Origin of the sequence: Limnohabitans sp. WS1, from assembly GCF_003063265.1 — a bacterium.
In the GTDB taxonomy this organism is placed as follows: Bacteria; Pseudomonadota; Gammaproteobacteria; order Burkholderiales; family Burkholderiaceae_C; genus Limnohabitans_A.
Window position 1 is genome coordinate 1 of the sequence record NZ_NERU01000024.1, and the last position, 13,450, is coordinate 13,450.

General features: G+C 55.2%; 22 protein-coding genes. 17 read left to right on the plus strand and 5 right to left on the minus strand.

The features are described from left to right. The 13 genes from B9Z48_RS19680 to B9Z48_RS19740 form a co-directional block, all read left to right on the plus strand. A partial coding sequence (locus B9Z48_RS19680; RefSeq protein WP_368665925.1) for an EF-Tu/IF-2/RF-3 family GTPase occupies positions 1-425 on the plus strand: 425 nt, incomplete at its 5' end. Between the two features lie 75 nt (positions 426-500). Then, positions 501-815: a 30S ribosomal protein S10 gene (gene rpsJ / locus B9Z48_RS19685; protein ID WP_019426908.1), complete on the plus strand. Its 315-nt coding sequence runs from the start codon at positions 501-503 to the stop codon at positions 813-815. A 183-nt stretch (positions 816-998) separates the two neighbouring features. Next, positions 999-1,664 (plus strand): 50S ribosomal protein L3, encoded by a 666-nt coding sequence (gene rplC / locus B9Z48_RS19690; RefSeq protein WP_089952615.1) that lies wholly within the window; start codon positions 999-1,001, stop codon positions 1,662-1,664. Then, positions 1,664-2,284 (plus strand): 50S ribosomal protein L4, encoded by a 621-nt coding sequence (rplD, locus tag B9Z48_RS19695; protein WP_019426906.1) that lies wholly within the window; start codon positions 1,664-1,666, stop codon positions 2,282-2,284. The genes rplC and rplD overlap by 1 nt, the downstream gene beginning before the upstream one ends. Continuing rightward, complete coding sequence (gene rplW / locus B9Z48_RS19700; protein WP_089952296.1) at positions 2,281-2,595, plus strand: 50S ribosomal protein L23; 315 nt, start codon at positions 2,281-2,283, stop codon at positions 2,593-2,595. Before rplD ends, rplW begins: the two co-directional genes overlap by 4 nt. A gap of 2 nt (positions 2,596-2,597) precedes the next feature. Further along, on the plus strand, positions 2,598-3,422 hold the full coding sequence (rplB, locus tag B9Z48_RS19705) for a 50S ribosomal protein L2 (protein WP_089952294.1): 825 nt from the start codon (positions 2,598-2,600) through the stop codon (positions 3,420-3,422). A 10-nt stretch (positions 3,423-3,432) separates the two neighbouring features. Continuing rightward, positions 3,433-3,711, plus strand: a complete 279-nt coding sequence (gene rpsS, locus B9Z48_RS19710; protein ID WP_047349368.1) for a 30S ribosomal protein S19 — start codon at positions 3,433-3,435, stop codon at positions 3,709-3,711. A 9-nt stretch (positions 3,712-3,720) separates the two neighbouring features. Then, on the plus strand, positions 3,721-4,050 hold the full coding sequence (gene rplV / locus B9Z48_RS19715; protein WP_019426902.1) for a 50S ribosomal protein L22: 330 nt from the start codon (positions 3,721-3,723) through the stop codon (positions 4,048-4,050). A 14-nt stretch (positions 4,051-4,064) separates the two neighbouring features. Next, on the plus strand, positions 4,065-4,943 hold the full coding sequence (rpsC, locus tag B9Z48_RS19720; protein WP_089952292.1) for a 30S ribosomal protein S3: 879 nt from the start codon (positions 4,065-4,067) through the stop codon (positions 4,941-4,943). A gap of 11 nt (positions 4,944-4,954) precedes the next feature. Beyond that, positions 4,955-5,371, plus strand: a complete 417-nt coding sequence (gene rplP / locus B9Z48_RS19725; protein WP_019426900.1) for a 50S ribosomal protein L16 — start codon at positions 4,955-4,957, stop codon at positions 5,369-5,371. 17 nt (positions 5,372-5,388) lie between these two features. Next, positions 5,389-5,583: a 50S ribosomal protein L29 gene (rpmC, locus tag B9Z48_RS19730; RefSeq protein ID WP_053172813.1), complete on the plus strand. Its 195-nt coding sequence runs from the start codon at positions 5,389-5,391 to the stop codon at positions 5,581-5,583. 9 nt (positions 5,584-5,592) lie between these two features. Beyond that, on the plus strand, positions 5,593-5,862 hold the full coding sequence (gene rpsQ / locus B9Z48_RS19735) for a 30S ribosomal protein S17 (RefSeq protein ID WP_019426898.1): 270 nt from the start codon (positions 5,593-5,595) through the stop codon (positions 5,860-5,862). A gap of 103 nt (positions 5,863-5,965) precedes the next feature. Then, positions 5,966-6,472: a peroxiredoxin gene (locus B9Z48_RS19740; RefSeq protein WP_089952613.1), complete on the plus strand. Its 507-nt coding sequence runs from the start codon at positions 5,966-5,968 to the stop codon at positions 6,470-6,472. Positions 6,473-6,525: 53 nt separating this feature from the next. On the opposite strand, the gene B9Z48_RS19745 is transcribed toward B9Z48_RS19740, so the two are convergent. Together B9Z48_RS19745 and B9Z48_RS19750 are read right to left on the minus strand one after the other, a co-directional pair. Continuing rightward, a complete protein-coding gene (locus B9Z48_RS19745) occupies positions 6,526-7,017 on the minus strand; it encodes a GNAT family N-acetyltransferase (RefSeq protein ID WP_089952289.1) in 492 nt (163 codons plus the stop codon). A 65-nt stretch (positions 7,018-7,082) separates the two neighbouring features. Then, entirely contained in the window at positions 7,083-7,745 is a 663-nt protein-coding gene (locus tag B9Z48_RS19750; protein WP_233261200.1) for a cytochrome b/b6 domain-containing protein, read from the minus strand. A gap of 100 nt (positions 7,746-7,845) precedes the next feature. Here B9Z48_RS19750 and B9Z48_RS19755 point away from each other — a divergent pair, with 100 nt between their 5' ends. Beyond that, positions 7,846-8,298, plus strand: coding sequence for a cytochrome c (locus B9Z48_RS19755; RefSeq protein ID WP_089952285.1), 453 nt, complete (start codon positions 7,846-7,848; stop codon positions 8,296-8,298). Positions 8,299-8,338: 40 nt separating this feature from the next. Here B9Z48_RS19755 and B9Z48_RS19760 read toward each other — a convergent pair whose 3' ends face one another. Then, entirely contained in the window at positions 8,339-8,806 is a 468-nt protein-coding gene (locus tag B9Z48_RS19760) for a TlpA disulfide reductase family protein (RefSeq protein ID WP_089952611.1), read from the minus strand. Between the two features lie 84 nt (positions 8,807-8,890). Here B9Z48_RS19760 and B9Z48_RS19765 point away from each other — a divergent pair, with 84 nt between their 5' ends. Then, on the plus strand, positions 8,891-9,553 hold the full coding sequence (locus B9Z48_RS19765; RefSeq protein WP_089952283.1) for a DUF4197 domain-containing protein: 663 nt from the start codon (positions 8,891-8,893) through the stop codon (positions 9,551-9,553). A gap of 42 nt (positions 9,554-9,595) precedes the next feature. Here the strand turns inward: B9Z48_RS19765 and B9Z48_RS19770 are convergent, their stop codons facing one another. Further along, the gene (locus B9Z48_RS19770) at positions 9,596-10,324 is read right to left on the minus strand and encodes an alpha/beta fold hydrolase (protein WP_108380369.1); all 729 of its coding nucleotides are present in this window, start codon (positions 10,322-10,324) and stop codon (positions 9,596-9,598) included. Then, positions 10,324-11,568: a CaiB/BaiF CoA-transferase family protein gene (locus tag B9Z48_RS19775; protein ID WP_089952279.1), complete on the minus strand. Its 1,245-nt coding sequence runs from the start codon at positions 11,566-11,568 to the stop codon at positions 10,324-10,326. The genes B9Z48_RS19770 and B9Z48_RS19775 overlap by 1 nt, the downstream gene beginning before the upstream one ends. Before the next feature lie 53 nt (positions 11,569-11,621). Here B9Z48_RS19775 and B9Z48_RS19780 point away from each other — a divergent pair, with 53 nt between their 5' ends. Together B9Z48_RS19780 and B9Z48_RS19785 are read left to right on the plus strand one after the other, a co-directional pair. Further along, positions 11,622-12,170: a hypothetical protein gene (locus B9Z48_RS19780; protein WP_089952277.1), complete on the plus strand. Its 549-nt coding sequence runs from the start codon at positions 11,622-11,624 to the stop codon at positions 12,168-12,170. After that, positions 12,167-13,441 carry an MFS transporter gene (locus B9Z48_RS19785; RefSeq protein WP_108380370.1) on the plus strand — a complete coding sequence of 425 codons (1,275 nt, stop codon included), beginning with the start codon at positions 12,167-12,169 and terminating at the stop codon, positions 13,439-13,441. Before B9Z48_RS19780 ends, B9Z48_RS19785 begins: the two co-directional genes overlap by 4 nt. Positions 13,442-13,450 lie beyond the last annotated feature (9 nt).

Consider the following 13,450-nt stretch of genomic DNA (forward strand, 5'->3'; position numbering starts at 1 on the left):
CCACTTGCACAGGCGTTGAGATGTTCCGCAAGTTGCTCGACCAAGGTCAAGCCGGTGACAACGTCGGTATCTTGTTGCGCGGCACCAAGCGCGAAGACGTCGAGCGCGGCCAAGTGCTGTGCAAGCCAGGCTCGATCAAGCCCCACACCCACTTCACGGGCGAGATCTATGTCTTGTCCAAAGACGAAGGTGGCCGTCACACGCCGTTCTTCAACAACTACCGTCCTCAGTTCTACTTCCGTACGACGGACGTGACCGGCGCGATCGAATTGCCAGAAGGCAAAGAGATGGTGATGCCGGGTGACAACGTGTCGATCACTGTGAAATTGATCAACCCCATTGCGATGGAAGAAGGCTTGCGCTTCGCCATCCGCGAAGGCGGCCGCACCGTTGGCGCTGGCGTTGTTGCCAAGATCATCGCTTAATTCTTTTGTGGATCAGTGGCGCAAAGGCCAGGCCTTTGCGCTGCAGCAAGCAAACACTCACCACAAGGAATTGACATGTCATCCAAGCAAAAAATCCGCATCCGCCTGAAGGCGTTTGACTACAAACTGATCGACCAGTCCGCTGCCGAGATCGTTGACACCGCCAAGCGCACTGGCGCGATTGTCAAGGGCCCCGTGCCTTTGCCAACACGCATGAAGCGTTTTGACATCTTGCGTTCGCCGCACGTCAACAAGACCAGCCGTGACCAGTTGGAAATCCGTACGCACCAGCGTTTGATGGACATCGTGGACCCCACAGACAAAACTGTGGACGCCCTGATGAAACTCGATCTGCCCGCAGGCGTGGACGTCGAAATCAAGCTGCAGTAATGCGGTTTGGGGTGGTTGAAAAGCCATCCAAAAACTTGAAATCAGGCCCGATTTGCCAGAAATGGTGAGTCGGGCTATAATTTCAGGCTCACCTCTTTTTGGGGTGAGATTTATTAACAGTCTTTCACATACCAAACGGGGCTGCCAATTGAAGTGGCTTCGGTGGAAGTTTTGGAGAAAACAATGAGTCTGAGCAACTCCCTCGGGTTGCTGGGTCGCAAGGTGGGCATGATGCGTCTGTTCACTGATGATGGGGATTCTGTTCCTGTCACAGTGCTGGATGTGTCTAACAACCGCGTATCCCAGGTCAAAACCCAAGAGAACGATGGCTATGTCGCTTTGCAAGTGACATTTGGTGCCCGCAAGGCATCGCGCGTGACCAAGCCTATCGCTGGTCACTTGGCCAAAGCCGGTGTTGAAGCCGGTGAAATCATTCAAGAATTCCGCGTGACCGCCGACACGGCTGCCCAGTACGCCGCTGGCGCCACTGTGCCCGTGGCTGCTGTGTTTGCTGTGGGCCAGAAAGTGGACGTGCAAGGCACCTCCATTGGTAAAGGCTTCACCGGCACGATCAAGCGTCACAATTTCAAATCGCAGCGCGCATCGCACGGTAACAGCCGTTCGCACAACGTGCCCGGTTCGATTTCGATGGCTCAAGATCCAGGCCGCGTGTTCCCAGGCAAAAAAATGTCGGGTCACCTCGGTGATGTGACTTGCACCACTCAGAACCTGGCCGTCATCCGTGTTGACGAAGTCCGTGGCCTGTTGATGGTCAAGGGTGCCATTCCTGGTTCCAAGGGCGGTTTCGTGACCGTGCGTCCCGCCATCAAAGCTAAAGGAGCGAACTGATGCAGCTCGAACTCCTGAACGACCAAGGTCAAGCCGCCTCCAAAGTGGACGCGCCTGAAACCGTGTTCGGTCGTGAATACAACGAAGCCCTGATCCACCAAATCGTGGTGGCTTATCAGGCCAATGCCCGTCAAGGCACCCGCGCTCAAAAGGACCGTGAACAAGTTCACCACTCCACTAAAAAGCCTTTCAAACAAAAAGGCACTGGTCGCGCTCGTGCTGGTATGACTTCCTCGCCTTTGTGGCGTGGCGGTGGTCGGATTTTCCCGAACATGCCCGACGAAAACTTCACCCAGAAGATCAACAAGAAGATGTACCGTGCTGGTATGGCTTCGATCTTCTCGCAGTTGGCCCGCGAAGGCCGTTTGGCTGTGGTGGATTCGTTCAAGGTTGAGACCCCAAAAACAAAGCAGCTGGCTGCCAAGTTCAAGGCCATGAGTCTCGACAATGTGCTGGTGATCGCTGACGAAGTCGACGAAAACCTGTACTTGGCATCGCGCAACCTGATCAACATCCTGATTGTTGAGCCACGTTACGCCGATCCCGTGTCTTTGGTGAACTTCAAGAAAGTCCTCGTGACCAAAGGTGCCATGGACAAACTCAAGGAGATGTTTGCATGAGCGCCGTGAAGTTTGACGAAGGTCGTCTGATGTCCGTGCTGGTGGCTCCCATCGTGTCCGAAAAGGCCACCATGGTTGCAGAAAAATCCAACACTGTGACGTTCAAAGTGCTGCAGGATGCTACCAAGCCTGAAATCAAAGCCGCTGTGCAATTGATGTTCAAGGTCGAGGTCAAAGGCGTGTCTGTGGTGAATACCAAGGGCAAGACCAAGCGTTTTGGCAAAACCATCGGCCGTCGCGACAACGTTCGCAAGGCTTATGTCACGCTGCAACCAGGTCAAGAGCTGAACCTGTCCGGGGAGGCTGCGTAATCATGGCTGTCATCAAGATCAAACCGACATCCCCAGGCCGTCGTGGCGTGGTGAAGGTCACCCGTGACCACCTGCACAAAGGTGAAGGCTACGCTCCGTTGCTGGAACCCCAGCACCAGAAGTCGGGCCGTAACAACAACGGTCACATCACAACTCGCCACAAAGGCGGTGGTCACAAGCACCACTACCGCGTGGTCGATTTCAAGCGCAACAAAGATGCGATCCCGGCGAAAGTCGAGCGCATTGAGTACGATCCAAACCGTACCGCGCACATTGCTTTGCTGTGCTACGCCGATGGCGAGCGCCGTTACATCATTGCTCCCCGTGGCATTGAAACCGGTGCAACCCTGATGTCGGGTGCTGAAGCCCCCATCCGCGCAGGCAACACTTTGCCGATCCGCAACATCCCCGTGGGTTCGACCATCCACTGCATCGAGCTCAAGCCCGGTGCTGGAGCTCAAATCGCCCGCTCGGCAGGTGCTTCGGCAACTTTGCTGGCTCGTGAAGGCATCTACGCTCAAGTGCGTATGCGCTCCGGTGAAGTTCGCAAGATCCACATCGAGTGCCGTGCAACCATTGGTGAAGTCGCCAACGAAGAGCACAGCTTGCGCCAGTTGGGCAAGGCCGGTGTCAAGCGTTGGATGGGTATCCGTCCAACGGTTCGCGGCGTGGCCATGAACCCTGTGGATCACCCACACGGTGGTGGCGAAGGCCGTACCGGCGAAGGCCGTCATGCAGTAGACCCGTGGGGCAACCTCACCAAGGGCTACCGTACCCGTAACAACAAGCGCACACAGGTCATGATCGTGTCGCGTCGCAAGAAGTAAGGGTTAGACAATGACACGCTCTCTCAAAAAGGGTCCATTCGTTGACCACCATTTGTTGGCCAAGGTTGAAAAAGCCATTGCCACCAAAGACAAAAAGCCCGTCAAGACATGGTCGCGTCGCTCCATGGTTTTGCCCGATTTCATCGGTCTGACCATCGCCGTTCACAACGGCAAGCAACACGTTCCTGTTTATGTGACCGACCAAATGGTTGGCCACAAATTGGGCGAATTCGCACTGACCCGGACATTCAAGGGTCACCCTGCGGACAAAAAAGTCCAGAAGAAATAAGGAAAGACCATGGAAACACGTGCAGTCCTCCGGGGCGTCCGTTTGTCGGTCGATAAAGGCCGCTTGGTCGCCGATTTGATTCGCGGTAAAAAAGTGGATCAAGCTCTGAACATCCTGACATTCACGCAGAAAAAAGCTGCGGGCATCGTCAAGAAGGTTCTCGAGTCCGCCATCGCCAACGCTGAACACAACGATGGTGCTGATATCGACGAGTTGAAGGTGAAAACCATTTACGTCGAACAAGGCACCACGCTCAAGCGTTTCACCGCCCGCGCCAAAGGCCGTGGCAACCGTATCAGCAAACCCACATGCCATGTGTATGTGACGGTCGGCAACTAAGCCAGGGAAGAAACATGGGACAAAAAATCCATCCTACCGGCTTCCGTTTGGCCGTGAGCCGCAATTGGGCTAGCCGCTGGTACGCGAGCAACAAAGACTTCGCTGGCATGCTGGCCGAAGACATCAAGGTGCGTGAGTACCTCAAGGCCAAGCTCAAGAACGCCGCGGTTTCCCGCGTGCTGATCGAGCGCCCAGCCAAGAGCGCCCGCATCACCATCTTCTCGGCTCGTCCAGGTGTGGTGATCGGCAAGAAAGGCGAAGACATCGAGTTGCTCAAGAAAGAACTCGCTGCTCGCTTGGGCGTGCCTGTTGCGGTCAACATCGAAGAAGTGCGCAAGCCCGAAATTGATGCTCAACTGATTGCTGACAGCATCACCCAGCAGCTCGAAAAGCGGATCATGTTCCGCCGCGCCATGAAGCGTGCCATGCAAAACGCCATGCGTCTGGGTGCCCAAGGCATCAAGATCATGTCGGCTGGCCGTTTGAACGGTATCGAAATTGCGCGTACCGAGTGGTATCGCGAAGGTCGTGTGCCATTGCACACCCTGCGCGCTGACATCGACTACGCCACTTCCGAAGCCAAGACCACCTACGGCATCATTGGTGTCAAGGTCTGGGTCTACAAAGGCGACACACTGGGCCGCAACGATGCTCCAGCACTGGCCGAGCCACGTGCTGAAGAAGAGCGCCGCCCACGTGGTCCACGCCGTGATGCACGTCCAGGTGAGCGCCCCGCAGGCGATCGCCGTGGTGGCCCACGTCGTCCCGCAGGCACCAACACAGCCCCCACTGACGGTAGCGACAAGCCCGCCGGTGCAGGTGGTGATGCCAAACCCGCCGTTAAGCGCGTACGCACAGTCGCCGCGCCAGCTGCAGCAGCTGACGGTCAATAAGGAGTAACAACATGCTGCAACCTGCTCGCAGAAAGTTCCGCAAGGAACAGAAGGGCCGCAACACCGGCGTCGCTACCCGTGGCAACACGGTGGCGTTCGGTGACTTCGGCCTGAAGTCCACAGACCGCGGCCGTTTGACGGCCCGCCAGATCGAAGCCGCACGTCGTGCGATTTCCCGTCACGTCAAGCGTGGCGGCCGCATCTGGATTCGTGTGTTCCCTGACAAGCCGATTTCCACCAAGCCTGCTGAAGTGCGTATGGGTAACGGTAAAGGTAACCCCGAGTACTACGTGGCCGAGATCCAACCCGGTAAGGTGCTCTACGAAATCGTGGGCGTGCCTGAAGAGTTGGCCCGTGAAGCCTTCAAATTGGCCGCTGCCAAGCTGCCCTTGCGCACCACGTTCGTGGCTCGCATGATTGGCCAATAATTCAGGAGAAATAAGAAATGAACGCTGCTGAATTGCGCCAAAAAGACGTTGCTGGTGTGAAAGACGAAATCAAAGCGCTGCAAAAAGCCCACTTTGGCCTTCGTATGCAAAAAGCCACACAACAACTCGGCAACACCGGTACGCTGAGCCAGACTCGCCGTGCCATCGCCCGTGCCAAAACCATCCTTGCCCAAAAGCAAGCCGCCAAGTAAGGAGTGACCATGACGGAAGCTAAAACATCCCTCAAGCGCACCTTGATTGGCAAGGTGGTCAGCGACAAGCGCGCCAAAACCGTGACCGTGCTGGTCGAGCGTCGTGTGAAACACGCGCTCTACGGCAAGATCGTGGCCAAGTCGAGCAAGTACCACGCGCACGACGAAACAGGTGAATTCCACCTGGGCGACACCATCGAAATCACGGAAAGCCGTCCGATTTCGAAGACCAAAAACTGGGTTGCTACGCGCCTGGTTCAGAAAGCTGCTGCCGTTTAAGCCCATACGGCCAACTGCTGCAAACTTTTTGAAAACGACCCACAATGGTGGGTCGTTTTTTTTTACCCCGGCAATATCGCCAAAACACAACAAGGAGCACAACATGATCAAAGTCGGAGACACATTGCCAGCAGCCACGCTGATGGAATACGTTGAAGTAGAAGGCAACGGTTGCAGCATCGGCCCCAATCCGGTCGATGTCGCGAAGGCCACTGCGGGCAAAACCATTGCCTTGTTTGCCCTGCCAGGAGCGTTCACACCCACATGCTCGGCCAAGCATGTACCTGGTTATGTTGAAAACCACGATGCTTTGAAGGCTGCTGGTGTTGACGAAATCTGGTGCGTGAGCGTGAACGACGCGTTTGTGATGGGTGCCTGGGCCCGTGAACAGAAAACCGGCGCCAAAGTGCGCATGCTTGGTGACGGTAGCGGTGACTTCAGCAAAGCCACAGGCTTGACGCTGGACCTGACAGCGCGAGGCATGGGTCTGCGCAGCAACCGATACTCGATGTTGGTCAAAGATGGCAAAGTCGCCACTTTGAACGTAGAAGGTCCGGGAAAATTCGAAATCAGCGATGCCGCAACTTTGCTGGCTCAAGCCCAAGCTTGAGTTTTTCGAAACGCAAAAAAAGGGACCTCATGGGTCCCTTTTTTGATGCAAATTCAATCGATGTCGACTTTCAGGTAGTGCGCTCCCGCATGCGGGTTGTGGTAATAAGGCGGAATTTCTTCGAAGCCTAGATCTTCGTACAGAGCACGAGCAGACTCCATGTCGTCCAGGGTGTCCAGCAATACACAACTGTAAGCCGCGCTGCGTGCAGCATCCAGGATACCTTCGGCCAATTGTCGACCCAGTCTCAATCCGCGAAATGCGGGACGGACATAAAGTCGTTTCATCTCTGCAGCGTTGGTGTAATCGGATGAATCAAGAGGTCTGAGGGCGCAACAGCCTGCAACCGAGTCATTGACCCAAGCCAACAAAAGTGCACCACGAGGCTCTGCGTAGTCGCCAGGCAGACCGCTCAGTTCTTCTTCAAACCCCTGGAAACACAGGTCAACTTTCAGGCTGTTGGCGTACTCCCGAAAGATCTCGCGTGTAAGAGACAGGTCAGATTCGCAAGAGGGTGGGCGCAGGTGAACGTTGGGATTGGCCAAGGCGGTAGATAAAAAAAGTAAAAAATTCAGTTTACAGTCTGAAAGAGTGGATGCCAATCAGAAAATCAGGAAGCCAAAGAAACAAGGGCAAAGACAAGGACAACCGCCACGCCAAACAAAGCAAGGGCGATCAAACGGGTGCGCACTGTGTCCAGGGAATCAGGAACCGAGACTTGCAGCTTTTTGTCCCCGTGCCACATGGCTGGCACAAGTGACTGTTTTTTTCGCCACCAATACCAAAACACAGCAAAAAGGTGTGTCGACACGAGCAGGATCAAAAAAAGCTTGCCCCATTGCTTGTGCCACTGCGTTGCCAACGAAACCACAGCGCTTGAAGCGAGCGAAGACAGTGGACCGCTGTTGGCAATCTCGTCATCACTGAAAAGTCCCGTGGCCACTTGAAAACCCAGAAAAAACAGCATCAACAAAATGGACCATGAACCCAAAGGGTTATGGCCGACAAGGTGCAGTGAAGGCGATCGTCCTTGCACATAAGCCAAGACATTGGAGGGGTGTAAAGGCAGTTGTGACCAGCGGGACCAATGCCCACCCAAGAAACCCCATACCAAGCGAAAAATAAGCAAACTCAAGACCGCATAACCAAAACGAAAATGCCAGACCATGGCGTTTCCACCGAGATTGCCGGTGATGACCAAGCCGATCACGCAGGCCGTAAGAAGCCAATGAAAGAGGCGGGTGGGAAGATCCCAAATGCGAACTTTGAACATAGGCACTTTCATCCATGCAAAAAATAAGGAAATATGAGAAACTGAAATTGCTAATAAGCATAAATCCTTTAGCACCTGAATCACATGATTGGAGTTATAAATGAAACGAACATTTGCCCTGATGGGTACATTGCTGGCCTTGACTTTGGCCATACCAGCGCAGGCGCAATTTGCAAAGCCTGAAGATGCCATCAAATACCGAAAGGCCAGCTACTCGGTCATGGCCGCACATTTTGGACGTCTGGGTGCCATGGCCAACGGTCGTGCACCTTATGACGCCAAACTCGCCGCAGAGAATGCCGAATTGGTGGCCGTCATGTCCAAATTGCCGTGGGCAGCCTATGGTGAAGGAACAGACAAGGGAGATACACGCGCCAAGCCCGAAATCTGGAAAGAGTCGGCCAAATTCAAGGAGGCTTCAGACAAGATGCAAGCCGAAATTGTGAAATTGAACGTGGCCGCCAAAGCGGGAAACCTGGATGCTCTGAAAGTTGCATTTGGACCTGCTGCGGCATCGTGCAAAGCCTGCCACGACAATTTCCGCAAAGATTAAGCGCACAAACATGAGCTGCCCGTCGCTCTGATTCCTGCTGTCAGGTTTCGGCGAGCAGCTTTTCAATCAATTGGTGCAGTTCAACAAAGTTGGGTGTGCCCACAAAGCGTTTGATAATTTCACCGCGCTTGTTAACCAAAAAAGTCGTCGGCGTGAGTTTGACGTCTCCCCAATCACGCGCCAATGATCCTGTATTGTCAATGGCCACCTTGAAGGGCAGTTGGCGTGTTTGGGCAAAGTTGACCACATAGCTGGGTGGGTCATAGCTCATGGCCACAGCCAGCGTTTCGTAGCCGCGGCCTTTGAACTTGTTGTAGGTGGCAATCAGTTCAGGCATTTCGGCGACACAGCTCGTGCAGCTGGTGGCCCAAAAATTAACCAAAGATACTTTTCCTTGCAATTGCGCAGACGTGAGGGTCGAACCATCCAGCAAAACAAAGGAAGATGCGGGCGCACGCTCAGCCGAGCAGCCGGATAGGACTGCAGATATGCCAAGAGCGCAAGCCATCAACCAAACACGTCGGCCCAAAGGCTGTAAATTCAAGGGAGTTTTCAAGTGCATCTTCATCGTAGAAAGTTTAATACGTTTGCCATGTCCGCAGGCATGGTGGTGATTGGACCTGCACAGGCCTTCAGTCTGGCTGATTTGAGCCAAGGCGATGCATCGCAAGGGTTGAAGTTAGCGTTGGAGAAAGGGGCTGCGGCAGCGATTGGCCTGCTGGGCGTTCAAGATGGTTTCATGGGCAATGACAAAGTCCGTATCGGTTTGCCTGAGTTCATGCAAAAGGGAACCAGGATGCTCAAAACCATGGGCATGAGCAAGCAGCTGGACGCCCTGAACTTGCAGATGAACCGCGCTGCAGAAGCTGCCGTGCCTTTGTCGCAAAAATTACTGACCCAGTCGATTCAGAGCATGTCAGTGCAAGATGCCAAGTCCATTCTTCAAGGTGGTGACACCTCGGTGACCCGATTTTTTATCGACAAAACACGGATGCCGTTGACCGAGGAATTCATGCCACAGGTCAAACAGGTGTTGGGTCAACTCGGTGTGGTCGAGCAGTTCAATGCGCTGGCAGGTAAACTGTCGGGCTTGGGTTTGTTGTCCAAAGACAATGCACAGCTGGAAAACCATGTGACGGCCAAAACACTGGATGGGCTGTATTTCATGATTGGCGAAGAAGAAAAGAAGATTCGCCAAAACCCGGCGCAAGCAGGTAGCGCCATGCTCAGCAAGGTGTTTGGCGCCTTGCGATGAGTCATGAACCTCACCGGCAGTCGGCGCACCCATAGCAGACCGTCAAGTCAAGGCCAACAAGAGCTTCAACAGGCCATCGGGGTCGCTGACCATGGGGTCATGGCCTGTTTTCATCTCGATCACCTGCGAGCCAGGCAACCACGCACCTTCCCAAAATTTGGGGTCACGCATGCGCAGTCGGCTGATGTCGATGGTGCCCAGCGGTGGTTCGGTGCAGTTGATGAAAGTGCGGGGAACACGCGCCACTTGCAGAGGATCAAAGTCCAGCACTTGGGTGTAAGGACCGCCCGGGTGGGGTGTTTGACGGCGTTGGACCCAAGCGTGGTCAACGTCGCTCAAACCAAACACCGATGGGTCCGGGGCTGGAAAGGCGTTCAAGGGATCAGCATGGGCTGCGGCGATGCGTGCGTTGCGGGTGGCACTCGCATGGGTGCTGCTCCAGCTTTCGCCGGGCTTGGGCAATACGGCGTCCAGGTAGACCAGATGTTGAAGCCGCTGCGGCCTGCGGGCGGCCACGGCGGTGCCCAGCATGCCGGCGTAGGAGTGCACCACCAGCACCACATCGTCCATTTCTTCGGCATCCATAGCGGCCATCACGTCCTGAATGTGGGTTTCCAGATCGATGTCGGGGCGCAGCAAGTGGGCACGTTCGCCCACGCCAGTCAACGTGACGGCGTGAGCCCGGTGACCTGCTTGGATGAGGCCTGGCAAAACACGTTGCCAGCACCAGGCGCCATGCCAGGCCCCGTGAACCAGTAAAAAATTGGCCATCAGATGACCCCTTTGCCGCGCAGAGGATCCAGTTGCGCAGCGGTCCAACCCAGTACTTCGGACAGGATTTCTGCAGTGTGCTGCCCCAGCATGGGGGGCGGAAAATCTTCACGAACGGGGGTGCGGCTCAATTTGATGGGGCTGGCCACCAACTGCAGGTCGGCTTTGATCGGGTGCTGCCATTGGCGAACCATGCCCCGAGCTTGAACTTGCGGGTCCACAAAAACTTCGCTCAAGGTGTTGATGGCACCACACGGCACCTTGGCTGCTTCCAATGTGGGTAACCACTCTGCTTTGGTGCGGGTTTTCAAAATGGTCTCCAACAGGGGGACCAACTCTGCGCGATGGCGAACCCGATCGGCGTTCAAGGCATAACGGGGGTCTTGAGCCAACTCGGGGCAGCCGGCCACGGCGCAAAATTTGACAAATTGCCCATCATTACCGACCGCCAGAATCAGGTGATCACGGGTGCCATCGGGGGCATCTTCAGGAGCCTTCACTTCAAATACCTGGTAGGGCACGATGTTCTGGTGCGCATTGCCCGCACGGCCAGGGACCTTGCCGCTGACGAGGTAGTTGGAGCCTAAGTTGGCCAGCATGGCAACCTGGGTGTCCAGCAGGGCCATGTCGACATACTGACCCTGGCCGGTGCGATCGGCATGCCGCAGTGCGGCCAAAATGCCCACGGTGGCGTACATGCCGGTGAACAGATCGGTCACGGCCACGCCCACTTTCTGAGGCCCACCACCCAAATCGTCGCGCTCGCCCGTCACACTCATCAGGCCGCCCATGCCTTGCACGGCATAGTCGTAGCCGGCACGTTCACGGTAGGGGCCGGTTTGGCCAAAACCAGTCACGCTGCAATACACCAATTTGGGGTTGAGCGCGCTCAGGCTGGCGTAGTCCAGGCCGTAGCGGGCCATGTCACCGACTTTGAAATTTTCAACGAACACATCGCAGTGTTGGACCAGGTCCCGGATCAGGGCCTGACCTTCGGGTTGGGCGATATCGCAAGTGAGTGAGCGTTTGTTGCGGTTCGCACCCAGGTAATAAGCCGCCTCTGCCGTGTCTTGGCCTTGTGCGTCTTTTAAAAAAGGAGGTCCCCAGGTTCGGGTGTCATCGCCTGTGCCTGGGCGTTCAATTTTGATCACATCTGCACCCAGGTCGGCCAGGGTTTGGGTGCACCAAGGGCCCGCAAGAACGCGGGAGAGGTCAAGAACGCGGATGCCATCGAGTGAATTCATGGTTGCATTGTCGCCAAAACCAAACAGTTCTGCTGATCAGGATAATCACCCCCATGAAAAGTATTCGCATTGGCCTTTTGGCCTGTTTGTTGCCAACGCTGTGGCTCAGTGCATGCAGTCCAGATCAAAACTGGCGCGAGGTCACTTTGGAGGGGACCGCCTTTAAAGTCCAATTGCCTTGCAAGCCTGATCGAGCCAAGCGGTCTGTCGTCATGAACAACATGCCTGCCCAATTGCAAGTTGTGGGCTGTGAAAGCTCAGGGTCTATGCTCGCCTTCATGACGGTCGAGTTGCAAACGGGTGCAGATGCCAATGCACTCATGGAAGGCTGGCAAAAAGTCACACTTGAGAATATGCGGGCGGACACCGTTGGGACGCCTGTTCAACAGCAAGTGTGGCATCGTCCAGGCCAATTGCCCATGAAGGCTTCGTTGCGACTACAAGCCAAGGGTTTCAGTGCCAATGGCCAAGCTGTCAATATCGACGCCGTATGGGGGGCTGTGGCCGATGGTGATCGGGTGCGATTGATCCATGCGGTGGTTTACGCACCAAAAATTTCGCCAGATTTGGCCAATACCTTGTTTGAGGGACTTCGACCATGACCGCCGTCACATTGGCTCACAACACCACGCACTCCGATCGCTTGTCACGAAGAAGTGCGGTGGTGGTGTTCTTGGCATTTGCGCTGGCTTATTTCTTTTCCGCATTGGTCAGGGCCATCACCGCCACACTGTCACCCACACTCACTGACGAATTCAGTCTCAATGCGCAAGACCTTGGATTGTTGGCAGGTGGATATTTCCTTGGATTTTCATTCACCCAATTGCCACTGGGCCGTCTGTTGGACAGCCATGGCCCCAAAAAGGTCGTGTTGGCTTTCTTGACGTTTGCCGTGTTGGGTTGTTTGGCTTTTGCTTGGGCGGACAGCTTTACAGGGTTGTTGGCCGCCAGAGTCTTGTGTGGCATGGGGGTCAGCGCGTGCTTGATGGCCCCCTTGACAGGCTACAGACGGTGGTTTGACGCCAATGACCAATTGCGAAGCAATTCATGGATGCTGATGACCGGTTCGTTGGGCATGCTGGCGGCCACATTGCCAGTGCAGTGGTTGATGCCCATTTGGGGCTGGAGAGCGCTTTTTGTCATGTTGGGCATCATGATTGCCTTGGCCATGGTCTTGATTTTCATGGTGGTCCCTTTATGGCGAACAACCAGCACCAACGAGGATCCTGCGGCCAAAGTCATCCAAGATGATGGCAGTTACCGGGAAATTTGGCGCAGTGCGTATTTTTGGCGCATGACGCCCATAGGATTTTTCAGCTACGGAGGGATGGTGGCCATTCAGACCTTGTGGGCTGGGCCCTGGATGACGCAGGTCGCTGGCTGGACACCGACTGAGGCAGCAAAAGGCTTGTTTTTGATCAATCTGTGCATGTTGGTCACATTTTGGCTCTGGGGATTGATGAGCCCTGGCTTGGCCCGCAGAGGTATCCCTGTGGAGCGTTTGATAGCCTGGGGTTTACCCATGAGTTTTGTCGTGATTGCCAGCTTGGCCTGGATGGGCCCATCCATCGGCACGGGTGCAGCTGTTGGCGTGGCTTTGTTGTGTGTTTCCAGCACGGTGGTTGCGTTGGCGCAGCCAGCCGTGGGCATGGCATTTCCACCCCATTTGGCAGGCCGTGCATTGTCTGCTTACAACCTGGTTGTTTTTGCCGGAATTTTTGTTGTTCAGTGGGGCATTGGATTGATGGTCGATGCCGGTCTGGGCATGGGCCTTCAAAAGCCAGCGGCCTATCAAATGGCTTTGGCTTGTTTTGGTGTTTGCTCGGGGTTGTCGTGGCTGTATTTTTTGCTGAAACGTCCGATTCAAGCCTGATAATGACCT